Below are 24,081 nucleotides of genomic sequence, written 5' to 3' on the forward strand. Positions count from 1 at the left end.
CAGATCAGTAATTCTTTAAACCGGTGTATTTCTGCCGTTATGCTACATAAGTTTGCTGTCGTGCCGTTAGGGCCCAGGCTATTCTGGCCAGCTTGTTTGCCAGAGCACAAGTGACGACAAAGTTGCTTTTCCGGCACAGTAAATCCCTGACCCAATCGGCCAATTTGCCAGACTGGTGTTCCAGTTTTTGTATGAATACCCTGGCACATTGAACCAACAAAGTTCGGATCTTTTTATTACCTCGCTTACTAATTCCCAGCAATGTCGTCCTACCTCCCGTGCTGTACTGCCTCCCGTCGCCAATCTCAGTTGAAATAGTACTCGCTGTCAGTGTTCCGACGCAGGGAATGCTCAGCAAGCGCTGTCCAACCTCATCTTCGTCCAACTTTCGTTTCAACTGGGATTCCAAATCTTTAATCTGCTCAACAAGATAGTGATAATGCTGTTGTAATTTCAGCAATAACTGGCTGAGGTAAAGAGGCAAACTATTATCCTCAAGAATGGTACTCAGTCGGCTAATAACGGCAGCTCCTCGGGGAACGCTAATGCCAAATTCCAGCAGAAAAGCATGCATTTGATTGGTTGTTTTTACCTTATCCTGAACCAGGGATTCACGGACACGATGCAGAGCCCGCATTGCCTGCTGAGATTCCGTTCTGGGCTGCACAAAACGCATAGACGGACGCGATGCAGCTTCACAAATAGCTTCGGCGTCGACAAAGTCGTTTTTATTGCTTTTAACGAACGGGCGGACAAATTGTGGTGATATCAGCTTTGGGGAATGCCCCAACTCTTCCAACCTGCGTGCCATAAAGTGAGAACCGCCACAGGCTTCCATTGCGATGGTTGTAGCGGGGCATGTCGCCAAAAATTCGATCAACTTTGGCCGGGTAAATTTTTTACGGTAAACAGCCTTCCCGCGACGATCCTGGCAATGAATATGGAAAGAGTTTTTACCCAGATCGATACCAATGAGCGCAATGTTTTCCATGATAGTTCTCCGAATGAAAGCCTGTCCTCAGCATAGTACCGGGAAGGAGGGAGTGACCATCTCATTAAATAAAGCACGCTAAGCCGGTGGCAGCGGTCGCAATGGCCTGAACTTCCCCGCACCGACCTTGGCACTGCTGCGCCATAGGTAATCGCCGGTCAGGTTGATATGCTCCCACCCCAGCGGGGACAGATAGGGCGAATGATTGGATCACCGCCTTGCCGTCGCTGCTCGCAGCAGCCAGCTTCATGGCCAGCGCCGCCTCGTGAGTCTGCGCGTCAAAGTTTCTGAACTTGGTCGCATCAGCGCCGAGGTAAGCAAGGATGCGCATTTTTTCAGTAAGCGGTGGCTCGGGGTGTGCAGCAACTTTTGGGGCGAGCTGAACGACCTGAACCCATTCCTCCTGCGAAATCGCACCGGTAATAGCCTGCATGTTGCGCCCGAGTTCCTGCATGATCTTGCGTAGCGCCAGTGGCTCAACCTGGGTAGCGTCACCAGCCCAAGCTGGCAACTGAAAACCCCATAAAAGCAGGCAGGCCGTAACGGTCAGGGTGATAGTTCCAAATGCGTGGCTGTGTTTGCGGTGGGTCATGAAATTCTCCTGTAATTCAATCGTTCTCTCATTCGAACTCCCGCCCTTCGCCAGCTTCCTCATGGGTCACGCCGTCGCGGATGTGGTAGATGCGCTTGAATGTGGGGATGATCTTTTCGTCATGGGTGACGACGATGATGGCGGTCTCGAACTTCCGGGCCATGTCGTTGAGGATGCGGATTACAGCCATGGCGCGCTCGGAATCCAGCGGCGCAGTGGGTTCATCGGCCAGGATCACCGGCGGACGATTGACCAGTCCGCGCGCGATGGCGACCCGTTGCTGCTCGCCACCGGAGAGTTGCGAGGGCATTGCGCGAGCTCGGTGTTGCACATCAAGCGCTGTGAGCAATTCCAGTGCCTTCGCGCGCGACTCTCCATTCGCGACGCCTGCAAGCATCGGCAGCAGCGCCACGTTGTCGGTGACATCGAGAAACGGAATCAGGTACGGCGCCTGGAAAACGAAACCGATCTTGTCACGCCGTAAGGCGCGCAGGTCGCGGACTTTCCAGCCATCGGCGTAGATCACTTCATCGCCCAGCGTCATGCGACCGGCGGTCGGTTCGATCACCGCACCCAGACACTTGAGCAGCGTGCTCTTGCCGGACCCGGAAGGGCCGATCAGTCCCACCACTTCACCAGGCGCAACATGCATATTCACGTCTCTCAAGGCAAAGACAGCGGTGTCACCATCGCCATACCGCTTGCTTAAACTTTCGATGTGTATCCCTTTGCTACTCATCTCAACCTCCAATGGCTTCGGCCGGATCAACCTTGAGTGCTATGCGAATGGCGACGAGGCTAGCTAGAACGCAGATCACGAGCACGGCAAAAAAACCGGCGACAGAATCCATTGGCGTGAGCAGGACATATTTTGGAAAAGCCGGTGCTGAAAAGGTGGCTGTGATCTTGCCGACCACGAAGCCAATCACGCCCAGGGCGAGCGCCTGCTGCATGATCATCGCGGCGATGGTTCGGTTGCGTGTGCCGATGAGCTTCAACACCGCGATCTCACGGATTTTGTCCATCGTCAGCGAATAGATGATGAAGGCAACGATGGCCGCGCTAACGATGGCCAGAATCACAAGGAACATGCCGATCTGCTTGGCCGAGGTGGCGATCAGCTTGCCGACGAGGATGTCTTCCATCTGTGCCCGGGTGTAGACCGTCAAACGCTTCCAGCGCTGGATGGATTCGGCAACCTCGTCCGGCGCATGACCAGGTTTCAGAGTGACCAGCACGGCATTGACGAACGCGTTGCTGCTCTGTGAAGCAATCACGGCATCCAGCAAACCTGGATCACCGGGTCGATTGAAGACCGGGTTGGCTTCGGTGCGACGCCGGCTTTGCCAGATGGCATCGTTGTCCTTGAGGAACTGGGCCTCCTGGGCATCTTTGAGCGGAATGAATACCATCGGGTCGCCGCTGGACGACACCATGCGCCGTGTCAGCCCCACGACGGTGTAATGATTGCGGCGAATGGCAAGACGATCTCCCAGTTTGAAGCCGGTGGCGATGTCGGCCACAGCCTCGTAGTGACCGCGCGTGATCTGGCGTCCAGCGACGAGATAAGGAGGCCATCCGGGTGTAGCCCCCAACGCACCGGGCGCGATGCCGACCACCATGGTGCGTACATCACTCTCGCCCTTGCGTACCTGCATGGTCAGGTAGGTCGCGTTCGCTGCCTGTGAGACTCCCGGCATGGCGAGAATGGCGCGATACACGTCATCGTTGAGGCTGGACGACTCCGCATAAGGACCCAGAGTATCCTTTTGCACCACCCAAAGGTCAGCGCCACTGTTGTCGAGCAACGCCTTGCCGTCGTCCACCATGCCTCGGTACACCCCAGCCATGACTAGGGTGACGCCGATCAGCAGACCCAGACCGATGCCGGTGAAGACGAATTTCCCCCAGGCATGGAGAATGTCGCGGCCGGCCAGGCTGATCATCGTGAAACTCCCGGGATATGCTCGACCACATGGATGCGGCTGCGCGCCGTCAGTGCCTTTTCGCTATAGGTCACAACCTGGTCCCCATTCTTGAGCCCTTCGCGCACCTGCACGTAACCATTGAGGTCGGAAGTGCCGAGCTTGACCGGGGAGAAATGCAGATCACCATCCACGATTTGCCAGACACCAACTTTATCGCCTTCACGCTGGACGGCAGCGTTGGGGATCAGTGGAGCGGCCGGAAGCGCCGGCAAGTCAACCGTGACTTCGGCCAGTTCACCCACTGGTGGCAAAGGTTCTGGTTTGTTATCGAATGTCACCTTGGCAAGCGTTTCCTCGGTTACCGCGTCGGCCTTGGGTTCCACCCGCAGCACGCGACCTTTCAAGGTCTGGCCACCACGCGAACGCAGGACGATATGAGCCGGCAGCCCCCCAGCCAGCCCCGATGCGCTGATCTGGTCGAAGCGCACATTGATCCACAAACTCTTGGGGTCGATCACTTCCACCACGGCCTGGCCCGCGACGATGGTCGTGCCGGGATCGGCATCGCGCACGGCGACTACACCGTCGACCGGCGCGATCAGGCGCAGATTGCTCCGCTGCGCGACGAGTGCTTCGCGGTCGGAGCGTGCCCGGGCAATATCTTCCCGAGCGGCGGATAGGGCGGCATCGGCGATCTGCAGTTCCTGCCGCTTGGTGGTGACGATTTCCTCGCTGGTCGAGCGCACCGCAAACAATTGCTCATAGCGGCGCGCCTGGGTTTGCGCGTAGGCTTGCCGGGCTTCTGCCTCGCGCAAAGCCGCTTCCGCCCGCTTGAATACAGACTCCTGTGAGCGCACCCGATCATCAAGGTCGACCGGCTCCATCTCGCCGAGCACCTGTCCGGCCTTGACCTGGTCGCCTACATGCACCTCCAGGCGTTTGACGCGCCCGGCAAACGTCGGTCCGATCTTGTAGGTGTAGCGCGCCTCCACCGTGCCGATGCCGAACAGCGCCGGTGTGATAGCCTGTGATTCCACGCTTGCCACCGTCACAGCGACCGGGGCGAGCGGCCCTGATCGCAGACCGACATAAATAAAAAGCACCAGCAAAGGAATGATGACGGCAAGCAGTGCCAGGGTGCGGCCTTGCAAGGGTAACTTTTTCATTGCGCACTCCTTATGCCACGCCGATAAATTGCAAAGACGCGCGGCGCATCGCGGTGCATACGTCCCACATCACCCGCCAACAGCGATTGCATGACCAAGCCCTGGATCGTGCCAATGAACAGCGTTGCCGCCGCCTCGTTGTCAAGCGAGGGAGACAACTCGCCGCTGGCCTTGCCTTTCTCGATGAGACGATGCAAACGTTCGCCGTAGCGCTGAATCAAGGTTTGCACCATGCGCTTGGCCGGTGTCGATTCGGCACGCTGAAGCTCACCAAACATCATTCTTGGCACGCCTGGGTGCTCAGCTACGAATTCGATATGACTCATGAACATCGCCTCCATGGCTGCCAAGGGCGACTCGATTCCTTGTGCGGATCGATCGATTCTGGCTAATAGGCGCTCTGCTACCCACTCCATGACCGCCTGCCAAATGGCTTCCTTGTTCGGGAAGTGCCGAAACAGCGCACCCTGGGTCAAGTTCATGTGTTTAGCGATAGCCGCAGTGGTTATCTCGCTTGGGTTTTGTGAACCGGCAAGCGCCACGACGGACTCGACAGTTACGGCACGACGTTCATCGGCCGGCAGATGCTTTGGATGGGTGTCCACGAGCACTCCTTGTAAGATAGTAATTGATTACTATCTTACCACAAGAGGCAACTCAAACAAGAGAAAACCCGACGTACTCGTCAATATCTAGAGTCTGCAATGGGCTTAACGTGCTTTATTTAATGAGATGGTCACTCCCTCCTTCCCGGTACTATGCTGAGGACAGGCTTTCATTCGGAGAACTATCATGGAAAACATTGCGCTCATTGGTATCGATCTGGGTAAAAACTCTTTCCATATTCATTGCCAGGATCGTCGCGGGAAGGCTGTTTACCGTAAAAAATTTACCCGGCCAAAGTTGATCGAATTTTTGGCGACATGCCCCGCTACAACCATCGCAATGGAAGCCTGTGGCGGTTCTCACTTTATGGCACGCAGGTTGGAAGAGTTGGGGCATTCCCCAAAGCTGATATCACCACAATTTGTCCGCCCGTTCGTTAAAAGCAATAAAAACGACTTTGTCGACGCCGAAGCTATTTGTGAAGCTGCATCGCGTCCGTCTATGCGTTTTGTGCAGCCCAGAACGGAATCTCAGCAGGCAATGCGGGCTCTGCATCGTGTCCGTGAATCCCTGGTTCAGGATAAGGTAAAAACAACCAATCAAATGCATGCTTTTCTGCTGGAATTTGGCATTAGCGTTCCCCGAGGAGCTGCCGTTATTAGCCGACTGAGTACCATTCTTGAGGATAATAGTTTGCCTCTTTACCTCAGCCAGTTATTGCTGAAATTACAACAGCATTATCACTATCTTGTTGAGCAGATTAAAGATTTGGAATCCCAGTTGAAACGAAAGTTGGACGAAGATGAGGTTGGACAGCGCTTGCTGAGCATTCCCTGCGTCGGAACACTGACAGCGAGTACTATTTCAACTGAGATTGGCGACGGGAGGCAGTACAGCACGGGAGGTAGGACGACATTGCTGGGAATTAGTAAGCGAGGTAATAAAAAGATCCGAACTTTGTTGGTTCAATGTGCCAGGGTATTCATACAAAAACTGGAACACCAGTCTGGCAAATTGGCCGATTGGGTCAGGGATTTACTGTGCCGGAAAAGCAACTTTGTCGTCACTTGTGCTCTGGCAAACAAGCTGGCCAGAATAGCCTGGGCCCTAACGGCACGACAGCAAACTTATGTAGCATAACGGCAGAAATACACCGGTTTAAAGAATTACTGATCTGGTTTTGCGAATACTGATATTGATGATACTAACGGCCCACCGGCCTGTTGAGGAACCTGTAAAACGGAAAGGCTCATTGAAGCCGTATATTTTCTGGAGGTTCATCAGGCGCGGAACTCATCAAGGCGCGGGAATAAAATCCCATTCAGACGCCGGATAGATTCAAGCAAGCCAACTTGTCGTCAAAATCGGTGTTGCAAAAACGGGAGTGACCATAGATTCCGTTTTCTGAGACGTCCCCTAGCTGGCTTATCAGGCAGATTCCGGACCGCTTTTTTGACGTTTTATCCGGAACCGAATGCGCGGAAATTGATGGTATTGCGCATGACGGTTTACTGCATGATACTGAACACAAGACAGCATACCCTGTTGCAGGAAGAGGTTTCCGAAAGGTGGATAACTGATCGGATGCTATCAGTCCATCACATCATCATGGCACCGACAGTTCCCGGACCCCATCCCCGACAGCATCAGAACCAATATCCTCCCGCTATGCGGTGTATTTAACGAGAGAGTCATAAATGGAGCAACTGAACGGCACGCCGCCTTGCCTTATGAAGGCGTGGAAGAAGCATGAACACGAACTTCTTTGCTGGTTACTCAGACAAGTGGGTAATGAGGCTGATGCTGATGATCTGATACAGGAAACCTTTCTCCGGGCAATACGACAACATGGGAAATTCTGTGCCATCGTGAATGCCAGAGCCTGGCTGTTTGAGGTTGCCCGGCATCTGCTTATTGATAAAAGCCGCCAGCAGCGTCCATTTATGCCTCTCCACGATGATTTATCATTGCCGGATAATACGCCTGAAACTGTCGACTCACTGGCTGGTTGTCTGCCCCGCATCCTGGATAAAATGGCAGAGTCTGATCGGATTATCCTTACGCTCTGTGATCTTGAGGGGATGAAACAGGCTGATTTTGCAGACCGAAATGGTCTGACACTTGCGGCAACCAAATCGCGTTTATCCCGGGCGAGGGATAGGCTGCATAGGAAACTTTCCAGCAATTGCCAGATCAGACTGGATGAGTATGGTCGGGTATGTTGTTTCACTCCCAAGTGAAGAATCTGTTTCCCCTTCTGGGGTTACCGATAAGCTATTGCAGTGAAATCCTGTTCAATAACATTTCTCAGCAAATGAAATAAATCGAAAAAAACTGCATCCTTTTCTGTCAAACAGCGTCTTCCCGAAAAACAACCGTCGTGAGGCCTGTCCGTTATGTTCCAGATTTTCACTGATTTTGCCACCTATCTGGTCTATGAATGCCTTAGTCTGAGTCCTGCAACCAAACTCGGGGAGGCGATCCACTTTTTTGTCGAAGACGTGAGCAAAATTTTCGTTCTCTTGCTGGTCATGATCTACTTTGTGGCCATACTACGGGCCTCGCTGGATATTGAGAGGGTAAGAAACTATCTTGCAGGTAAGCACCGTGGAATGGGGTATTTACTGGGCTCCTGCTTTGGCGCCGTTACTCCGTTCTGTTCCTGCTCAAGTATCCCGGTATTTCTGGGGTTTACTTCGGCTGGTATCCCCCTCGGGATTACCATGGCCTTTCTCATCACATCCCCCCTTATCAATGAAGTCGCCGTCCTGCTTCTGGTCAGCCTGCTCGGATGGAAGTTCACGCTCATTTATATTGCTGTCGGAATGGCTGTTGGTATGGCTGGCGGTGCTTTTCTTGATCGGATTAAGGCCGAACGCTGGTTAGCCGATTTTGCCGCCGATGCCCTCAGAGACGGGCAGCAACATCAAACTGATGAGATCCGACAATCTACCATGGCACCGCATATGCCTCTCTCAAAGCGACATGCCTTTGCTAAAGAGGAAACTCTCACCATTTTTAAGCGTGTCTGGCTCTGGGTCATTCTCGGAGTAGGACTTGGTGCGGCATTGCATGGATTTGTGCCCGACGGATGGATCGCGTCGCATCTCGGTGCCGGTCAGTGGTGGACTGTCCCTGTAGCTGTGCTGGTTGGCATACCTCTCTATTCCAATGCTACCGGTGTGATCCCTGTGATGGAGAGTCTGATCACGAACGGCCTGCCAGTGGGGACAACTCTGGCTTTTTGCATGAGCACTGTGGCTGCCAGCTTTCCTGAGTTCATTCTGCTCAAACAGTAAGCGTGCAGTGAGAACCGTATTGACGAAGTGAAGCTGGTCAGGCAGGCAGAGTAACCCGCCACGGGAGCAGAGCACCCACCCGGTTCACAGGCCAGTCGGCGATGACATCAAGTACATAATGCAGATAGCGTTCCGGATCCACGCCGTTTAATTTGCACGTCCCGATAAGACTGTACAGTGACGCACCGCGCTCACCACCATGATCCGAGCCGAAGAACAGCCAGTTTTTTCTCCCCAGACTGACCCGTCGTAGGGCGTTTTCGGCAATGTTATTATCCACCTCCACCCAGCCATCTTCTGCATAGCGGATCAGCGCCGGCCACTGGTTCAGCGCATACCCGAACGCCTTCGCCAGTTCTGAGTGCCTTGAGAGGGTTTTCTGTTTCTCCCGCAGCCACCCCTCCAGTGACGCCAGCAGCGGCAGCACTTTTTGGTGCCGGACTGCCTGCCGTTCCTCTGCTCTTTTACCTCTGATCTCCGACTCGATGGCATACAGCTCGCCGATCCGTTTCAGCGCCTCCTCCGTCAGGACTGACGGGGTACGGACGTGAACATCGTGGATTTTTCGGCGGGCATGGGCCCAGCACGCGGCTTCCTTTATATGGCCGTCGCGGTAGAGCTCGTTGAACCCGGCGTAGGCATCAGCCTGCAGTACGCCACTGAAGCCTGCAAGATGGGTCTGAGGGTGGATACCTTTTCTGTCCGGGCTGTAAGCGAACCACACTGCGGGGGCCAGCGCTGATCCGGCGTTGCGGTCGTCTCGAACGTACGTCCATAAGCGCCCGGTCTTCGTCTTCTTATTGCCCGGCAACAGCACCGGGACAGGCGTATCGTCAGCATGGAGTTTGCCGTCGGTCAGGACATAGTGCTGAAGGGCTTCATCCAGCGGTGCCAGCAGACGACAACACGCATCCACCCAGCCCGACAGTACAGAACGACTCAACACTACACCCTGGCGGGCATAGATCTCCGACTGGCGATACAGCGGTGTGTGCTCTGCATACTTTGAGGTCAGCACTCGGGCCAGCAGCCCCGGTCCGGCGATCCCCCGTTCGATGGGGCGCGAAGGAGCCGGGGCCTGAACGATGCGATCGCACCGACGGCAGGCATGCTTTTCACGGACTGTCCGGATAACCCGGAAGGCGCTGCGCATCAGCTCCAGCTGTTCGGCGGCATCCTCACCCAGGTAACTCAGCGAACCACCGCACTCCGGGCAACACGGCTCAGTCGGCAGCAGCCGCTTCTCATCCCGTGGGAGTGACTCAGGGAACGGTTTGCGGGTGCGGGTCTGACGCAGCGGGCGCTGCACTGCCGGGTCATCCACCCGGCCGGTCAGCGTATCGCTTTCCTGCTGCAGCAGGTTCAGGTCAGCTTCCATTTGCGCGATACGGCGGGATACCTTTTCGGAACGACTGCCGAAGTTCATCCGGCGCAGCTTATCCAGTTGCGCCTGCAGATGGTCTATTTCGCGTTCCCGGTTGCTCAGCTTTTCCTGCAGGGCGTGGATCAACGCTTCCTGTTCGGCCAGGCGCTGTTTCAGCAGAAGGATGTCGTCAGAAGAGGTATCGTTCATAAGCCTGTATTTTACCAGGCTTATTCTGCGACAACCAGGATAAAGAGCGCTACAACATGGTCAGGGATGTCAGTAACCGCTTTGGCTGTCGCCAGTCGATACCTTCCATCAGCATCGCCAGTTGCGCCGGCGTCAGGAACACTTTGCCATCGCGGGCTGAGGGCCAGGCGAAGCGACCACGTTCCAGTCGCTTTGTCAGCAGGCACAGACCATCGCCGGTGGACCAGAGCAGTTTTACCTGACTGCCGCTGCGTCCCCGGAAGATGAAGACGTGGCCGGACATCGGGTCATCTTTCAGCGCGGTCTGCACCTTTGCGGCGAGGCCATTGAAGCCGTTGCGCATATCGGTGATACCGGCAACCAGCCAGATTTTTGTGCCTGCGGGAAGATTTATCATACCGGCCCCCGCATCAGTTCGCGCAGGACAGTGCTCATGAGTTCAGCAGAGGGATGAGTCAGTGTTATTTCTCCTCCCCGACATTTTATGTGGCAGGTAGCGGGAGGAGAGCAGGATGGTAGTTCGAAGGTTGGGAGAGAAGAGCCCGCCTGAAGCTGCACGGGTATCAGGGCAGGAAGCGACGATGAGTTTTTTCGGGGCCGACAGACCCGCCCTTCACGCTGCCAGAGCCTTATCCATTTAAAGAGCAGGTTATCATTGACGTCATGTTTCCGGGCCAGTGCGGCAATACTGCCTTCTTCTTCAAGAGCCAGCCTGACCAGTTCCATTTTGAATTCAGGGGAATAGTGTTTCCGGGGAAGTCTTTCTTTAGCGCGCATGAGGTGTCCACCTGCAAAATAAGTGGGTGCTTAAGTTACAGGATCCTGGATTCGGGACCAGACGGTACTCAGACGACGCTTACCTCAAACAGGTGATGAAGTGGCAATTACTGTGCACCCTGCTGTTGCTGTTGTTGACCTCTTTCACACTGGTTGGCTGGATTTTTAACGTTGTATTCCCGTTAATTCCCTGAAGAGGATTATAAAATGAAGCATGTAAAAGTACTGGGTACAGGCTGTTCCGGTTGTAAAACAACCATCCGCCTTATCCAGCAGGTGGCTGATGAGAGAGGCGTCGCTATTCAGCTTGAAAAAGTGGAGTCACTGTCTGAAATAATGAAACACAAAGTGATGGCGACCCCGGCGGTTGTCGTTGATAACATCGTTGTACATACCGGAGGAATACCATCAAGAGACATTATCGAAAGCTGGCTCTGACCTGCAGGCAGGGAAATAATTCCTGTTCGTTCATTGCCTGAAATATCAAGCTCTGATCTCTGTAGAGGACTTCCGGCAGCCCCTTTTTTAATGAAAAGTTCAGACCCAGAGATGAAGGTATACCTTCATCTCTGTCGCGGAGCTCCGCCACAGCAGGTAAAGTTTACACTCTGATATCTCACTTATCACAGTCAGTTCAGGTCCGTTTTTTGCTCTCTGACAGCTGGCCGTCTTACTGCAGTCCCTGTTCAGCCTTTAGTTATCATATTCCTGACGCTTATTCGTTTAAAGTCTGAAACTTCGCTTCAAGCTCAAGTATTCTGAGACACATCTGCTCAATAAGTTCTGGTGTGATGGTTTTTTTAAAACGAGCGATGAGTTCAGCATCCGTGTCATCCATATATTTTATGGGTTTATCAAATGCAACCTGGCTAAGCCGGGCAAGCGCAAGAACTTCATCAATCATAAGGATTTTCTTCATAATGTCGCCTTTTCTTCCCGACTCAGGGTTTTAATGCCAGTCTGGAATTAAGTTTTCCCGGAGTTTCCTCCGGGTTCCGACTTATCTGAGCATTAACAGCGGGACTCTGGTCTGTTCGAGCATCGCAGTTGTGTTACTGCCGATGAAAAAACGTCGCAGGGAAGAGTGCCCATATGCCCCCATGACAATCAAATCCACGCCGTTGTCTGCGGCGTAACGACAAAGCGCCTCCGTTACCGAGCGTCCTTCAGCTAACCGGGATATCGCACTGATGCCAGCGCACTGCAGACTACGCTTTGCCTCTTCGAGGGTATGAGCATCGCCGTTAACCATTACGATATGACATTCCAGGCTCTGCAGCAGAGGGCTGAGCGTCAGTCGACGCAGGTTTCTCCGGCTTTCCTCACTGCCATCAAACGCAAACATGACTCTTGAAGGTACAGAAAAAGTTTCAGGTACAATCATTACCGGCTTTTTCTGCAGGCGGATAATGCTCTCCAGATTGCTGCCAACCGGGTTCTGTGCTCCCCGGCGACCGAGCACCATCATACGAATACCCTTCAGGTCAGCCAGGATGATATCCAGTGCGCCATGTTTCTGAAGTTGCTGAACATCCGGGATACCGATCTGGCTGAGCAGTTCCGCGCATCCGGCAAGAATGGCGCGTCCCTGAGTCATCAGCAGGCGGTTACGCTCCCCTTCTATTCGGACAAGGTCCTGCGTCAGTTGCTCCCGGCTGTCAATACCGATAGTCCCCGTAAGGTCAGAAACTGCCGGTTGTTCATTTTTTTCAAGCACATGCAGCAGGGCAAGAGGAACGTCAAGCTTCCCGGCAATCCAGGCTGCATACTCACACACGGCGCGTGTTGATGACGATCCATCCACGCAGGCAATAACGGTGTTGTCCATAGCATTAATTCCTGACATTAATGACCTCCCATCAGTTTTTCGATTTCTTCGGGTTTATCGTGAACACCAAAGCGATCAACGATAGTACGGGTTGCTTCGTTCATCCCGCGGATCTCAACGTCTGTTCCTTCTCTGCGGAATTTAATAACCACCTTATCCAGTGCGCTGACCGACGTGATATCCCAGAAATGGGCATGCGTAACATCAATGACAACTTTCTCTGCAGCTTCGCGAAAATCAAAATACGCCATAAAGCGGTCGGCGGAGGCAAAGAACACCTGCCCGGTGACCTTATAGAGCCGGGACTCTTCCCTGAGTTCTGAAGAGACAGCCAGAAAACGCGCCACTTTAGTGGCAAAATTCAGGGAAGCGATAAGCACACCGGTCAGTACCCCGAATGCCAGATTATGAGTGGCCACCACCACCACCACTGTTGCCAGCATCACCACGCTGGTAGAAATGGGATGGCTTTTAAGGTCGGTAACTGAACGCCATGAAAAGGTACCAATCGAAACCATGATCATTACGGCGACAAGCGCGGCCATAGGGATTTGCGAGACCAGGTCCCTCAGAAAGACTACCATACACATCAGGACCACACCGGCAGTGAGGGTGGACAGACGGCCCCGACCGCCGGATTTCACGTTGATAACAGACTGACCAATCATTGCACAGCCCGCCATTCCCCCGACAAATGAGGTGCAGATATTAGCGATGCCCTGAGCCTTGCATTCCCTGTTTTTATCACTGGGGGTATCCGTCATATCGTCCACAATCGTGGCTGTCATCATTGATTCCAGTAACCCTACAATGGCGAGGCCTGCGGAGTAAGGGAGAATAATCAGGAGCGTATCAAGATTCAGCGGGATATCCGGCACCAGGAAGACCGGCAGACTGTCAGGCAGTTTGCCCATATCCCCGACCGTACGCACGTCCACATGCAGCCATATGGCAATCGCCGTAAGCACCACGATACAGACAAGGGGTGAGGGGATTGTTTTATTCAGATACGGGAAGAGGTAGATAATGGCGAGCCCTACTGCCGTCATAGCATAAACATGCCAGGTCACATTGGTGAGCTCAGGTAACTGCGCCATGAAAATCAGGATCGCGAGTGCATTAACGAATCCGGTCACCACGGAGCGTGAGACGTAGCGCATGAGACCGCCGAGTTTAAGATAACCGGCTATCAGCTGGAATACGCCGGTCAGTACGGAGGCAGCCAGTAAGTACTGTAGTCCATGATCCTTCACCAGGGTCACCATCAGGAGCGCCATTGCCCCCGTTGATGAAGATATCATCGCCGGGCGACCACCAAAGAAGGCCATAATCAGCGGGATACAGAAAGCGGAGTAAAGCCCCACCTGAGGGTCAACACCGGCAATAATGGAAAAGGCGATCGCTTCTGGAATGAGTGCGAGCGCGACAACAATACCAGCCAGCACGTCACCACGGACGTTACCCAGCCAGTCCTTACGCGTCGAGGACAGCAACATAGTAATTTCTCAGTTTTTAGATGTAGTTAGCCCCGGAGGACATAAGTTTCAAATACGATAAAACACATCCGCAGACGGGATGTTATTACGTGCGTTCTGAGGCTCGCTCAGTACGGCGGAGGAAGGGAAAACTCAGGGTGGCGTAATGCGCATGATCAGCAGATAAATCCTTGAAAGCAGGTACTCAGCCCTCAGTGAACAGAATAAGTCAGCGTAATGTACTTTAGTGCTGACCACGTGCTCTGTATGATACAGAATCTATCTACTATAAACGAAAATACAGCACGATCAATGCTCACACTCTATATGGGACGTTCGTACCTGGACATGATTATCTGTGTTCAATGTCCCCGCATGACCGTCTTAACATCCAGAATATTACGTTTCCAAAAAAACCAGAAATGATTAAAAAATGAGCTTAACGAATGGAAGGGACTTCCCCTGGATATGCGCCTGATTAACTCTTGTGCAATCATGGGGTAAACATAGCCCCGGAGGGATTCGTTATGACCATCACGACTGTCGGTATCGATCTTGCTAAAAATGTGTTCGCTGTTCACTGCGTTGACCAACACGGTAAAACTGTTCTGGTTAAACCCAAAGTATCGCGTGCTGCCCTTCCTGAGCTGATTGCCAGTTTACCTCCCTGTGTTATCGGGATGGAGGCATGCTCCGGGGCTCACTACTGGGCAAGGTTGTTTCGGCAATATGGTCATGAACCACGGCTGATGGCTGCTAAATTTGTATCTCCTTACCGCATGGCCGGTAAATCAGGCAAAAATGATGCAGCTGATGCTCAGGCTATCTGTGAAGCAGTTCGTCGCCCGCATATGCGGTTTGTACCAGTGAAGGATGAGAGCCAGCAGGCGATGCAATGCCTACACCGTATCAGACAGGGTTTTATCGAAGAGAAAACAGCAACATATAACCGATTGAGAGGTTTGATATCGGAATTCGGTGTCATCGCCCCACAAAGTACAGATGCCCTGCGTCACATGGTTTCTGAGCAGAAGAGTTCTTTGCCACTTCAGGTTCAACAATGTGTTAATGACCTGCTGGAACACATTGATCGTATTGAAGATAATATTACTGAATATGACCGGATTTTGTCCCGCATGGCAAAAACAGATCACCGCAGCCAGCGATTGATGGAACTGAAAGGGATTGGTCCCACAACGGCCTGTGCGCTGGTCGCCAGTATCGGTAATGCACACGATTTTAAAAATGGGCGACAACTGGCAGCCTGGCTGGGACTAACGCCATCGCAGTACAGCAGTGGTGGGAAATCAAAGCTTGGCAGGATAACTAAAGCTGGCGATTCGTATCTGCGAACGCTACTGGTTCAGGGGGCTCGTTCGGTTCTGATTGGTGCCGAGAAAAGGACTGATTTATTCAGTCGTTGGGTCTGTTCACTGGTCGATCGCAGAGGATACTGGCGTGCCGTTGTAGCCATCGCCGCCAAAAACGCAAGGCTGTGCTGGGCATCATTGCATTACGGTGATGATTTCAGGCTGTACTCAGCCAGCTAAAGCACGAAACAAAATAACCATCTGACCTGCAATTCGTTGATGATAAAGGGTTAGACCCCGTGAGGCCTATCTGGCTATTGTACAGGATATACGTATCCGCTTAACGAACAAGAACCTCACGCGCGTCTTTCATCAGGGTCCGAATCGATGACGATTCATCATGGCCGTTTATAGTACCGCAGTCTCTCCCCTTTATTTTTACTGAAGAGCAGACAGAAACCATAAACACCGGCGTTGACACGCCGGGGAAGCCCTTATAGTACAATAATTTTCGATATCCAAACTGACCCCAATCACATCACTGCCCGGTTGTATGCGCGAGGTTACCGACTGCGGCCTGAGTTTTTTAAGTGACGTAAAACCGTGTTGAGGCCAACGCCCATAATGCGTGCACTGGCGCGACATCCGACGCCATTCATGGCCATATCAATGATTTTCTGGTGCGTACCGGGCTGAGAGGCGGTGTAAGTGAACTGTAGTTGCCATGTTTTACGGCAATGAGAGCAGAGATAGCGCTGATGTCCGGCAGTGCTTTTGCCGTTACGCACCACGCCTTCAGTAGCGGAGCAGGAAGGACATCTGATGGAAATGGAAGCCACGCAAGCACCTTAAAATCACCATCATACACTAAATCAGTAAGTTGGCAGCATTACCTATTATCCGTATATTAAGTCAGCATCAGAATGCCGGCCGTCATATCAACTGGCAATAGTCAGTTACCACATTGCGCTACGTGAAAACTGACAGGGTTACAGGGGTGTACCAGGTCAGAATTCACGTAGCGCATCCTCTTCTTCTCTGCTCCATTCTCATTATGGTCCGATCATGTATGTCCTGGCATTACCCCATTTCTCCCAAAAACCGTAAAACAGCCCTCAGGCCGCGTCATGACTGGCTTTAACGTGGATCTATGTTGAAAAAGGATCCTTTACGCATTTGGTTTTACCCGCAATAATGCGGGATAAGACAATAAAAGGATCCGCGCGCTGCGATTTATTGTCATGGCAGGATCGGCCGGTCAGGTGCAAAATACCTGTATCCATAAAAAGTGCGTGCGCTACGTGAAAAATAGCCGATGAACAACGTCATTCCCCTGCAGAATTCACCAGAACGCGTTTCGTTGTTGCCGATCGCCCCGGGCGTTGATTTTGCGACCGCCGTGGCATTACGACGCATGGCCACCTCCACCGGTGCCACCCCGGCTTATCTGCTGGCGCCGGAAGTGAGTGCCCTCCTCTGGTATATGCCCGACCAGCGCCATCACATGCTGTTCGCCACCATGTGGAACACCGGTATCCGTATCGGAGAAGCCCGGACGCTGACCCCGGAGTCATTTGATCTCGATGGTCTGCGACCCTTTGTGCGGGTACTGTCTGAAAAAGTACGGGCCCGACGCGGGCGCCCACCGAAAGATGAGGTCCGCCTGGTCCCGCTGACCGATATAAGCTATGTCAGGCAGATGGCGAGCTGGATGGTCACCACCCGTCCCCGCCGGCGTGAACCGCTGTGGGCCGTCACCGATGAAACCATGCGTAACTGGCTGAAGCAGGCCGTTAAGCGGGCCGAAGCTGACGGGGTCCATTTTTCAATTCCGGTAACGCCCCATACCTTCCGGCACAGCTATATCATGCATATGCTCTATCACCGCCAGCCCCGGAAAGTGATTCAGGCGCTGGCCGGCCACAAGGATCCGCGCTCGATGGAGGTATATACCAGAGTGTTTGCGCTGGATATGGCGGCCACACTAGCCGTGCCGTTCACCGGTGACGGGCATGATGCCGCGCAGATCCTCCGGACACTTCCCCCTCTGACGTGACAACGTCACTCGCCACAGTTTATATAAGCTGTAGTGAGTAAATCTTCCCGGAGATAAGCTGTAGTGAGTGAAATAAGCTGTAGCAGGCAACATAAGCTGGAGTAAGCAGATTGTGATATGTGGAAGCCTGATGCAATAAGTCCGCAGGGCTGCGGCAACTGCAGAAAAACAATGGTGGAAGTTTGTTGCTCAGGAAGCACGGGCCTCAGACATGAGCCGCACTCATCACCGCTTATATAAGCTGTAGTGAGCAGGACACTCACCAGAGGCAGCAATATAAGCTGTAGCAAGTAAACAGAGAGGTGTTACTCACTACAGCTTATGTTCAGCGGGATTTGAAGAGTTTTTCCAGGTCATCGAGCGTGATGCCAAGTTTCTCTAAAAGCGCCAATTTCTCAGCCATCTCCGGACTCACATCACCCGGTGCGGCTGGCAGTTGAGGGTTCTCAGCACTCTCATCATGCGGTGGTTTTAACTTGGGCCGCCGGTAATGAATGCAGAAGAGTTTAGTGCGTCCCCGCTGGATCTCCGTGTAATCCAGATAGCCAATCTCCCGGAGCTGCTCCATGGCACGCCTCACCGTCTGGTTCTGCGAGAACACAGGGGATTTCAGGTTCAGGCGGGCCCGCAGACGCGCCAGAGATATCGGTGCCGGATCCCGGGGCAGACTCTCTATAAAGGTATAAAGGGCCTGGGCGGACTCCCGGCGTTTCAGGGCATTGATGGCCTTGAGCTGCAGTAACACTTTCCGGTCAAACTGGTAGAGTTCAAAGAGGCGCGGATCGGCCTGCAACTGGACGATATCCTTCTCCGTATCATAGTAGGCCGACTGCACCAGGTGTGTGATGTACTCTTTGGTGTGACTTTCGGTCGTGCGGGAAAACGAGATCACGGTACCCGCGATACGTTTTAGCGAGGGGCTGATACGCTCCCGGAGCTTGCGTGATGACTGACTGGAGGGGATCCCACAGAGTTTGGCGAACTCAACAAACGGCAGTTCAACCTTATCGCCGATAACCTTATGGCGTGCAAAGGAATGGATCACCCCTACCCAGGTCTTGAAGTCATTATCCATATCCAGGCGGGGACCGGTGATCTCCACCTTATCAAACCCTTCGGCTCTGGCGAGAGATAGACGCGTCAGTTCTTCCGTCGCATCAGTACGCGAAAGCGTGTTCTTTTTACTGTTTTTCAGTGATTTGAGAGTAGGGACAAACACTCCGAGCCGCATCAGTGCCACTGGCTGCACTGTATTACTGGCATTAGGAGTGAGATTTACGACTTCACCGGAGGATTTATCCACCTCTTCAAACAACTTTTTTAAGTCCAGATTGTCCTTGTCCAGAGAGCCCCCCGATCGGTGGATTGTTTTAGAATAAAAGCAGCCACTGTTCTCATGTTATGGCCTGTAAAACGCCAGACAACTGGCTTCAGTTTATGCACAGCCCTGATGAACTTTCAGGTGACATACTCACTGTAGTTTATATCAATCGCTTATTACAGCATATCCGTTGCATAATACAGCTTATTGTCTACCAGTTACAGCTTATGATTAACATGCTACAGCTTATGTGATCATGCTCCAGGCTCAGTCCTGACGCGGCCTTCAGAGGTGTCGGGATCTTCTTTGGATCTTACAGGGATCGCTTTAAGGATCTTATTACTGGATCGAATGACTGTATATGTGGATAACCTGCTGACCGACAAGGTAATTCAGACTGTTCATTAATGATCCCTTTTCATACCGGCAACAACGCGTACCTGCTCCTGCCAGCATCTGTGCTATTGCGCTTCCTCGCCGGTTCGCGGGCATAAGCCCGGTCACCGGACTGCGGCGAGCACTGATCTATTCATTTCTCAATACAGACTATGTCAAAACTGCACTTCTCTCAGAGCCATGATACGGAGGTTACATAGTACAGTTTGATTCTGGTTTCTTCCGATCAGACACAGCAACGGTAATTTGAGCCTGACCGATCAACATCGAGAAGTTTTTCTCTACACCTTTACGTGCTGTACCCGGATCCACAGCCAACTAGTGGTTGAAACATGCATACCATAACTCTATTATAATTGTACGGTATACATCCGTACATGCTATCGCCTTAAGTCCCGAACTCAACAAAACTGTCCGCTCTCTCAGATTAAAGAGTGGCCTGGGAGAGAAACCATGTCAGCACTGAAAAAGCAGCGCATTGACCTGAGATTAAATGAAGACGACAAACACATGATCGAAGAAGCTGCAGCAATGACTAACCAGTCAATTTCGCAGTTCATGGTCAGTACCGCCTCAGAACGCGCTGCAGAAGTTATTGACCAGCACCGTCGTCTGCTCCTCAATGAGGAGTCTTGGAACCTGGTTATGGATGCAATCATTAATCCGCCAGCACCGAATGACCGGCTGAAACGCGCCGCTAACCGTCTCCGGGAACTGGAGTAATAAATGGAGGGTTTAAGGATTGAGATTTTTTCAGAGGAAGTTGAATATGAATTAAGCAACTTCGATTGTGGAGAAGAGTATCTGAATACTTTTCTTACTGACCATCTGAAACGGCAGCATAACAGTAAGATCTTACGTGGTTATGTTCTCGTGACGAGAGAGAATAAACCGCGTGTGATGGGGTACTACACGCTATCAGGAAGTTGCTTTGAGAAAATACTTCTACCCAGCAAAACACAACAAAAGCGTGTACCCTACAAGAATGTGCCGAGCGTGACTTTGGGCCGTCTGGCAATTGATAAAAGCATTCACCACCAGGGATATGGAGAAACACTTGTTACCCATGCGATGAAAGTCGTGTATCAGGCCTCGCAGGCTGTGGGTATACACGGAATGTTCGTGGAAGCGCTGAACGACAACGCCAAAAAATTCTACCTTCGACTGGGTTTCATTCAGTTAAAGGAAGAAAACTGTAACTCGCTCTTTTACCCGACAAAATCTATTGAAGAATTGTTCGAAGTAAATGATGAATAAAACAGGTTTAGACTGATCCAGTAAAGCCGTACCGCTTATGTAAAGCGGCCTAGTCCTATTACAGTATTTTTGCCGAAACAGCTCTTCTGCGGTATCTAGGGAAGGTGCGAACAAGTCCCTGATATGAGATCATGTTTGTCATCTGGAGCCATGGAACAGGGTTCATTATGAGTCATCAACTTACCTTCGCCGACAGTGAATTCAGCAGTAAGCGCCGTCAGACCAGAAAAGAGATTTTCTTGTCCCGCATGGAGCAGATTCTGCCATGGCAAAACATGGTGGAAGTCATCGAGCCGTTTTACCCCAAGGCTGGTAATGGCCGGCGACCTTATCCGCTGGAAACCATGCTACGCATTCACTGCATGCAGCATTGGTACAACCTGAGCGATGGCGCGATGGAAGATGCTCTGTACGAAATCGCCTCCATGCGTCTGTTTGCCCGGTTATCCCTGGATAGCGCCTTGCCGGACCGCACCACCATCATGAATTTCCGCCACCTGCTGGAGCAGCATCAACTGGCCCGCCAATTGTTCAAGACCATCAATCGCTTGCTGGCCGAAGCAGGCGTCATGATGACTCAAGGCACCTTGGTCGATGCCAAGAGTGGCCTGACCCACAGCCTAGTCACTACCGCGGCCAACGAGCATGACCTCAATCAGCTGGGTAATCTGCTGCATGGAGAGGAGCAATTTGTCTCAGCCGATGCCGGCTACCAAGTGGCGCCACAGCGCGAGGAGCTGGCCGAGGTGGATGTGGACTGGCTGATCGCCGAGCGCCCCGGCAAGGTAAGAACCTTGAAACAGCATCCACGCAAGAACAAAACGGCCATCAACATCGAATACATGAAAGCCAGCATCCGGGCCAAGGTGGAGCACCCATTTCGCATCATCAAGCGACAGTTCGGCTTCGTGAAAGCCAGATACAAGGGGTTGCTGAAAAACGATAACCAACTGGCGATGTTATTCACGCTGGCCAACCTGTTTCGGGCGGACCAAATGATACGTCAGTGGGAGAGATCTCACTAAAAACTGGGGATAACGCCTTAAATGGCGAAGAAACGGTCTAAATAGGCTGATTCAAGGCATTTACGGGAGAAAAAATCGGCTCAAACATGAAGAAATGAAATGACTGAGTCAGCCGAGAAGAATGAATCGCCACGGAAAATCTAGACACTTCCGAGCCGTTGATAATACTGGTTTTCATATTCTGTCGGTGACATCTGATCGCTAGAACCATGCCGACGCTTACTGTTATAAAACATTTCGATGTAATCAAAAATATCGCTGCGGGCTTCTTCCCGCGTTCCGTAGATCTTTTTCTTTATCCGTTCGCGTTTCAACAACTGGAAAAAGCTTTCTGCAACCGCATTATCATGGCAGTTACCGCGACGGCTCATGCTGCCCTCCAGGCCGTGTGATTTCAGGAACGACTGCCACTCATGGCTTGTGTACTGACTGCCCTGATCCGAATGAACCAGCACCTGTTTTTGGGGATTACGCCGCCATACAGCCATCAGCAGTGCGTTCAGGACAATGTCCTTTGTCATCCGGGATTGCATGGACCAGCCGATAATTTTGCGTGAGAACAGATCAACAACCACGGCAAGATACAGCCAGCCTTCGTGGGTCCTGAGTAGAGTAAGAGGCAGGGCGTAGTCGGACTATTTCCCTGCCTCTCCTCCCCGAACCGGACGTGCACCTTTCAGCGCATCCGGCTCTCCATTTAAATGCTGGCGAACGCCATTGCCACTTCTGTAAAGCGCGATGTATACGTGTTTCTGGTCTCCGTCCTCAGATAGGGATTACCTTCGGGTAGCCGCCAGCGGAACAGCTTCTTGCCTTGCCCCACCAACCGGTACAGTATTTCGCCGCTGAGCTTGCCGTGATTGGTTTTACCAAATAAAACCCACGTTTTGCTCTGACCCGGTTTCGGTGATTTACACCACCACCTCATCAGGGAAGCGATACCTGTACGGTATTTGCGGGCCAGCCAGTGAGCCAGCTTCCAGAACACGACACGGTCGATATAACTGAAGACTTTGGCCTTAAAATCAACGAACTGATAGAACATGGCCCAGCCTTTCAGTTTTCGGTTGAGTTGTTCAGCCATATCGACTTTGCTTTCACTGTAGTTGCCTGATAACAGTGCTGTCAGCGATGCGGCGAAGTTTCTGGCTTTCTCCTGCGGGATCGTTGAGACCACTCGCATCTCGCCATAACGACTGCGTTTGCGAATGATCCTGTGCCCCAGAAAGATAAAGCCGTCATTAACATGGGTGATTTTAGTCTTATCCATGTTCAGCCTGAGTTTCAGACTGCCTTCGAGCACACCCCGACACTCCTCCCTGATGGCTTCCGCCTGTGCTTTGGTGCCTTTGACGATGAGGACAAAATCATCGGCATAGCGGCAGTACGCCACCGCGGGTTTCCACTGCCAGTTTTCTCTGACCGCCGTACTTCGGCCCCGTTGGATACTGTTATTCCAGTACCACCGATCTTTTCTGGCTTTCCCGCTCAGGTAGCGCTCATGCAGGTATTGATCGAACTCATTCAGCATGATGTTCGATAATAGCGGCGATATAACACCGCCCTGTGGTACACCTTCACTGGCCGCCCGAAAGAGACCGACATCGATATGTCCCGCCTTGATGGTTTTCCACAGCAGAGTCATGAAACGTGCGTCACTGATCCTGCGGCGTACAGCCTTCATCAGCAGTCGATGATGTACGGTGTCGAAGTAACTGGACAGGTCGCCTTCAATCACCCAGCGTCCCCGGGTTTCACCACAGTCTGTGAGCTGTAATTTCACCGTGCGGATCGCGTGGTGGACACTGCGCTCAGGCCGGAAGCCATATGAGAGCGTATGAAAATCACTCTCCCATATCGGCTCCATCGCCATCAGCATGGCCCGCTGAACAATACGATCCCGCAACGCGGGGATACCCAGTGGTCGCAGTTTGCCGTTGCTTTTAGGGATGTAAACCCGTCTGGCGGGCAAGGGCTGGTAGTGGCCTGAGAGTAATTCATCCCTGAGGATTTGCAGCTCAACAGCCAGTCTGGCCTGTAGCATTGTTTTGTTCACGCCATCAACGCCGGGGGTATGGGCCCCCTTTGATGAAAGCGTGATCCGCGCCGCTTCAGCCAGCCATTCTGGTTGTGTTATCAGACGCAGCAGCCGTTGAATCCGTAGGGACGGATCGGTGGCTGCCCATGTGGCAAGCTTGCGTTGCATTTCGCTGATTATCAAAGGTCTTCACCTCGTTAGGTCAGTTAATTCACGTCGCAAACACATTCAAACTGCTTCCCTTCGCCATGTAATGGGCTTTCCCCATCGCGGACTACTACGGAAGCTCCGCCAGCCAGCGCGTCATCGGAGCCATGCCCCCTTAACATCCGTCGCTGACCTTCCCCGGTTTACCTGCCTGGACTCAGGCATACTGAGGAGGCTGCCCGTCGCACTCTTTATCCTTGCTTGCCGCAAGTTGGCAGAAGTCAGCAACGCAAGCG

Annotated in this window: 21 protein-coding genes and 4 pseudogenes; 10 read left to right on the forward strand and 15 right to left on the reverse strand. The window is 52.6% G+C overall.

What is annotated here, in order from left to right:
* Window positions 1-37: 37 nt before the first annotated feature.
* The 6 genes from HV237_RS24645 to HV237_RS24670 all read right to left on the reverse strand — a co-directional run bounded on the left by HV237_RS24645 (window position 38) and on the right by HV237_RS24670 (window position 5,282).
* Window positions 38-991 carry an IS110 family transposase gene (locus tag HV237_RS24645; RefSeq protein WP_181541868.1) on the reverse strand — a complete coding sequence of 318 codons (954 nt, stop codon included), beginning with the start codon at window positions 989-991 and terminating at the stop codon, window positions 38-40.
* 64 nt (window positions 992-1,055) lie between these two features.
* A complete protein-coding gene (locus HV237_RS24650) occupies window positions 1,056-1,583 on the reverse strand; it encodes a hypothetical protein (RefSeq protein WP_044258217.1) in 528 nt (175 codons plus the stop codon).
* Window positions 1,584-1,611: 28 nt separating this feature from the next.
* Window positions 1,612-2,322 (reverse strand): ABC transporter ATP-binding protein, encoded by a 711-nt coding sequence (locus HV237_RS24655; RefSeq protein ID WP_022652302.1) that lies wholly within the window; start codon window positions 2,320-2,322, stop codon window positions 1,612-1,614.
* A 1-nt stretch (window position 2,323) separates the two neighbouring features.
* Entirely contained in the window at window positions 2,324-3,529 is a 1,206-nt protein-coding gene (locus tag HV237_RS24660) for an ABC transporter permease (protein ID WP_022652303.1), read from the reverse strand.
* Window positions 3,526-4,677 carry an efflux RND transporter periplasmic adaptor subunit gene (locus HV237_RS24665; RefSeq protein WP_022652304.1) on the reverse strand — a complete coding sequence of 384 codons (1,152 nt, stop codon included), beginning with the start codon at window positions 4,675-4,677 and terminating at the stop codon, window positions 3,526-3,528. Before HV237_RS24665 ends, HV237_RS24660 begins: the two co-directional genes overlap by 4 nt.
* On the reverse strand, window positions 4,674-5,282 hold the full coding sequence (locus HV237_RS24670) for a TetR/AcrR family transcriptional regulator (protein ID WP_004393990.1): 609 nt from the start codon (window positions 5,280-5,282) through the stop codon (window positions 4,674-4,676). The genes HV237_RS24665 and HV237_RS24670 overlap by 4 nt, the downstream gene beginning before the upstream one ends.
* A gap of 187 nt (window positions 5,283-5,469) precedes the next feature.
* Here HV237_RS24670 and HV237_RS24675 point away from each other — a divergent pair, with 187 nt between their 5' ends.
* The 3 genes and pseudogenes from HV237_RS24675 to HV237_RS24685 form a co-directional block, all read left to right on the forward strand.
* Complete coding sequence (locus tag HV237_RS24675) at window positions 5,470-6,423, forward strand: IS110 family transposase (protein ID WP_181541868.1); 954 nt, start codon at window positions 5,470-5,472, stop codon at window positions 6,421-6,423.
* 557 nt (window positions 6,424-6,980) lie between these two features.
* Complete coding sequence (locus HV237_RS24680) at window positions 6,981-7,523, forward strand: sigma-70 family RNA polymerase sigma factor (RefSeq protein ID WP_022652305.1); 543 nt, start codon at window positions 6,981-6,983, stop codon at window positions 7,521-7,523.
* A gap of 156 nt (window positions 7,524-7,679) precedes the next feature.
* Window positions 7,680-8,579, forward strand: a pseudogene (locus tag HV237_RS24685) (permease); the annotation flags it as partial.
* A 40-nt stretch (window positions 8,580-8,619) separates the two neighbouring features.
* On the opposite strand, the gene HV237_RS24690 reads toward HV237_RS24685, so the two are convergent.
* Together HV237_RS24690 and tnpB are read right to left on the reverse strand one after the other, a co-directional pair.
* The gene (locus HV237_RS24690; RefSeq protein ID WP_001000409.1) at window positions 8,620-10,155 is read right to left on the reverse strand and encodes an IS66 family transposase; all 1,536 of its coding nucleotides are present in this window, start codon (window positions 10,153-10,155) and stop codon (window positions 8,620-8,622) included.
* Window positions 10,156-10,204: 49 nt separating this feature from the next.
* On the reverse strand, window positions 10,205-10,552 hold the full coding sequence (gene tnpB / locus HV237_RS24695; protein WP_000609174.1) for an IS66 family insertion sequence element accessory protein TnpB: 348 nt from the start codon (window positions 10,550-10,552) through the stop codon (window positions 10,205-10,207).
* Between the two features lie 463 nt (window positions 10,553-11,015).
* On the opposite strand from tnpB, the pseudogene HV237_RS26280 reads away from it, so the two are divergent.
* Together HV237_RS26280 and HV237_RS24705 are read left to right on the forward strand one after the other, a co-directional pair.
* A pseudogene (locus HV237_RS26280) lies at window positions 11,016-11,126 on the forward strand (permease); the annotation flags it as partial.
* Window positions 11,127-11,139: 13 nt separating this feature from the next.
* A complete protein-coding gene (locus tag HV237_RS24705) occupies window positions 11,140-11,370 on the forward strand; it encodes a thioredoxin family protein (RefSeq protein WP_021314637.1) in 231 nt (76 codons plus the stop codon).
* Window positions 11,371-11,647: 277 nt separating this feature from the next.
* Here HV237_RS24705 and HV237_RS24710 read toward each other — a convergent pair whose 3' ends face one another.
* The 3 genes from HV237_RS24710 to HV237_RS24720 all read right to left on the reverse strand — a co-directional run bounded on the left by HV237_RS24710 (window position 11,648) and on the right by HV237_RS24720 (window position 14,256).
* Window positions 11,648-11,851 carry a hypothetical protein gene (locus tag HV237_RS24710; protein WP_021314636.1) on the reverse strand — a complete coding sequence of 68 codons (204 nt, stop codon included), beginning with the start codon at window positions 11,849-11,851 and terminating at the stop codon, window positions 11,648-11,650.
* An 81-nt stretch (window positions 11,852-11,932) separates the two neighbouring features.
* On the reverse strand, window positions 11,933-12,760 hold the full coding sequence (locus HV237_RS24715) for a universal stress protein (RefSeq protein WP_032430841.1): 828 nt from the start codon (window positions 12,758-12,760) through the stop codon (window positions 11,933-11,935).
* Between the two features lie 17 nt (window positions 12,761-12,777).
* Window positions 12,778-14,256 (reverse strand): SulP family inorganic anion transporter, encoded by a 1,479-nt coding sequence (locus HV237_RS24720; RefSeq protein WP_022652309.1) that lies wholly within the window; start codon window positions 14,254-14,256, stop codon window positions 12,778-12,780.
* 506 nt (window positions 14,257-14,762) lie between these two features.
* Between HV237_RS24720 and HV237_RS24725 the strand changes: the two genes are divergently transcribed.
* The gene (locus tag HV237_RS24725; protein WP_001572362.1) at window positions 14,763-15,785 is read left to right on the forward strand and encodes an IS110 family transposase; all 1,023 of its coding nucleotides are present in this window, start codon (window positions 14,763-14,765) and stop codon (window positions 15,783-15,785) included.
* Between the two features lie 291 nt (window positions 15,786-16,076).
* Here HV237_RS24725 and HV237_RS24730 read toward each other — a convergent pair.
* Window positions 16,077-16,384, reverse strand: a pseudogene (locus tag HV237_RS24730) (IS1-like element transposase); the annotation flags it as partial.
* Between the two features lie 476 nt (window positions 16,385-16,860).
* Between HV237_RS24730 and HV237_RS24735 the strand changes: the two are divergent.
* Window positions 16,861-17,601, forward strand: a complete 741-nt coding sequence (locus tag HV237_RS24735; protein WP_022652310.1) for a site-specific integrase — start codon at window positions 16,861-16,863, stop codon at window positions 17,599-17,601.
* A 325-nt stretch (window positions 17,602-17,926) separates the two neighbouring features.
* Here the strand turns inward: HV237_RS24735 and HV237_RS24740 are convergent, their stop codons facing one another.
* Entirely contained in the window at window positions 17,927-18,916 is a 990-nt protein-coding gene (locus HV237_RS24740) for a RepB family plasmid replication initiator protein (protein ID WP_022652311.1), read from the reverse strand.
* Between the two features lie 855 nt (window positions 18,917-19,771).
* Here HV237_RS24740 and HV237_RS24745 point away from each other — a divergent pair.
* The 3 genes from HV237_RS24745 (at window position 19,772) to HV237_RS24755 (ending at window position 21,600) form a co-directional block, all read left to right on the forward strand.
* A complete protein-coding gene (locus tag HV237_RS24745; RefSeq protein ID WP_022652312.1) occupies window positions 19,772-20,041 on the forward strand; it encodes a DUF1778 domain-containing protein in 270 nt (89 codons plus the stop codon).
* Between the two features lie 3 nt (window positions 20,042-20,044).
* Entirely contained in the window at window positions 20,045-20,575 is a 531-nt protein-coding gene (locus HV237_RS24750; protein WP_022652313.1) for a GNAT family N-acetyltransferase, read from the forward strand.
* Between the two features lie 167 nt (window positions 20,576-20,742).
* A complete protein-coding gene (locus HV237_RS24755) occupies window positions 20,743-21,600 on the forward strand; it encodes an IS5 family transposase (RefSeq protein WP_218969170.1) in 858 nt (285 codons plus the stop codon).
* Between the two features lie 140 nt (window positions 21,601-21,740).
* Here HV237_RS24755 and HV237_RS24760 read toward each other — a convergent pair.
* A pseudogene (locus tag HV237_RS24760) lies at window positions 21,741-22,217 on the reverse strand (IS3 family transposase); the annotation flags it as partial.
* Between the two features lie 80 nt (window positions 22,218-22,297).
* Window positions 22,298-23,806, reverse strand: coding sequence for a group II intron reverse transcriptase/maturase (gene ltrA / locus HV237_RS24765; RefSeq protein ID WP_001189111.1), 1,509 nt, complete (start codon window positions 23,804-23,806; stop codon window positions 22,298-22,300).
* Window positions 23,807-24,081 lie beyond the last annotated feature (275 nt).

It is taken from the genome of Citrobacter sp. RHBSTW-00570 (assembly GCF_013739755.1).
GTDB classification, from domain to species: Bacteria; Pseudomonadota; Gammaproteobacteria; order Enterobacterales; family Enterobacteriaceae; genus Citrobacter; species Citrobacter braakii.

Excerpts from the sequence above, each read along its gene's own strand:
- HV237_RS24720 (WP_022652309.1), bottom strand. The coding sequence starts at position 14,256 with ATGTTGCTGTCCTCGACGCGTAAGGACTGGCTGGGTAACGTCCGTGGT.
- HV237_RS24755 (WP_218969170.1), top strand. The coding sequence starts at position 20,743 with ATGAGTCATCAACTTACCTTCGCCGACAGTGAATTCAGCAGTAAGCGC.
- HV237_RS24645 (WP_181541868.1), bottom strand. The coding sequence starts at position 991 with ATGGAAAACATTGCGCTCATTGGTATCGATCTGGGTAAAAACTCTTTC.
- HV237_RS24745 (WP_022652312.1), top strand. The coding sequence starts at position 19,772 with ATGTCAGCACTGAAAAAGCAGCGCATTGACCTGAGATTAAATGAAGAC.
- HV237_RS24690 (WP_001000409.1), bottom strand. The coding sequence starts at position 10,155 with ATGAACGATACCTCTTCTGACGACATCCTTCTGCTGAAACAGCGCCTG.
- HV237_RS24735 (WP_022652310.1), top strand. The coding sequence starts at position 16,861 with ATGAACAACGTCATTCCCCTGCAGAATTCACCAGAACGCGTTTCGTTG.
- HV237_RS24675 (WP_181541868.1), top strand. The coding sequence starts at position 5,470 with ATGGAAAACATTGCGCTCATTGGTATCGATCTGGGTAAAAACTCTTTC.
- HV237_RS24725 (WP_001572362.1), top strand. The coding sequence starts at position 14,763 with ATGACCATCACGACTGTCGGTATCGATCTTGCTAAAAATGTGTTCGCT.
- HV237_RS24680 (WP_022652305.1), top strand. The coding sequence starts at position 6,981 with ATGGAGCAACTGAACGGCACGCCGCCTTGCCTTATGAAGGCGTGGAAG.
- HV237_RS24750 (WP_022652313.1), top strand. The coding sequence starts at position 20,045 with ATGGAGGGTTTAAGGATTGAGATTTTTTCAGAGGAAGTTGAATATGAA.
- HV237_RS24715 (WP_032430841.1), bottom strand. The coding sequence starts at position 12,760 with ATGGACAACACCGTTATTGCCTGCGTGGATGGATCGTCATCAACACGC.
- tnpB (WP_000609174.1), bottom strand. The coding sequence starts at position 10,552 with ATGATAAATCTTCCCGCAGGCACAAAAATCTGGCTGGTTGCCGGTATC.
- ltrA (WP_001189111.1), bottom strand. The coding sequence starts at position 23,806 with ATGCAACGCAAGCTTGCCACATGGGCAGCCACCGATCCGTCCCTACGG.
- HV237_RS24705 (WP_021314637.1), top strand. The coding sequence starts at position 11,140 with ATGAAGCATGTAAAAGTACTGGGTACAGGCTGTTCCGGTTGTAAAACA.
- HV237_RS24660 (WP_022652303.1), bottom strand. The coding sequence starts at position 3,529 with ATGATCAGCCTGGCCGGCCGCGACATTCTCCATGCCTGGGGGAAATTC.
- HV237_RS24650 (WP_044258217.1), bottom strand. The coding sequence starts at position 1,583 with ATGACCCACCGCAAACACAGCCACGCATTTGGAACTATCACCCTGACC.
- HV237_RS24665 (WP_022652304.1), bottom strand. The coding sequence starts at position 4,677 with ATGAAAAAGTTACCCTTGCAAGGCCGCACCCTGGCACTGCTTGCCGTC.
- HV237_RS24655 (WP_022652302.1), bottom strand. The coding sequence starts at position 2,322 with ATGAGTAGCAAAGGGATACACATCGAAAGTTTAAGCAAGCGGTATGGC.
- HV237_RS24710 (WP_021314636.1), bottom strand. The coding sequence starts at position 11,851 with ATGAAGAAAATCCTTATGATTGATGAAGTTCTTGCGCTTGCCCGGCTT.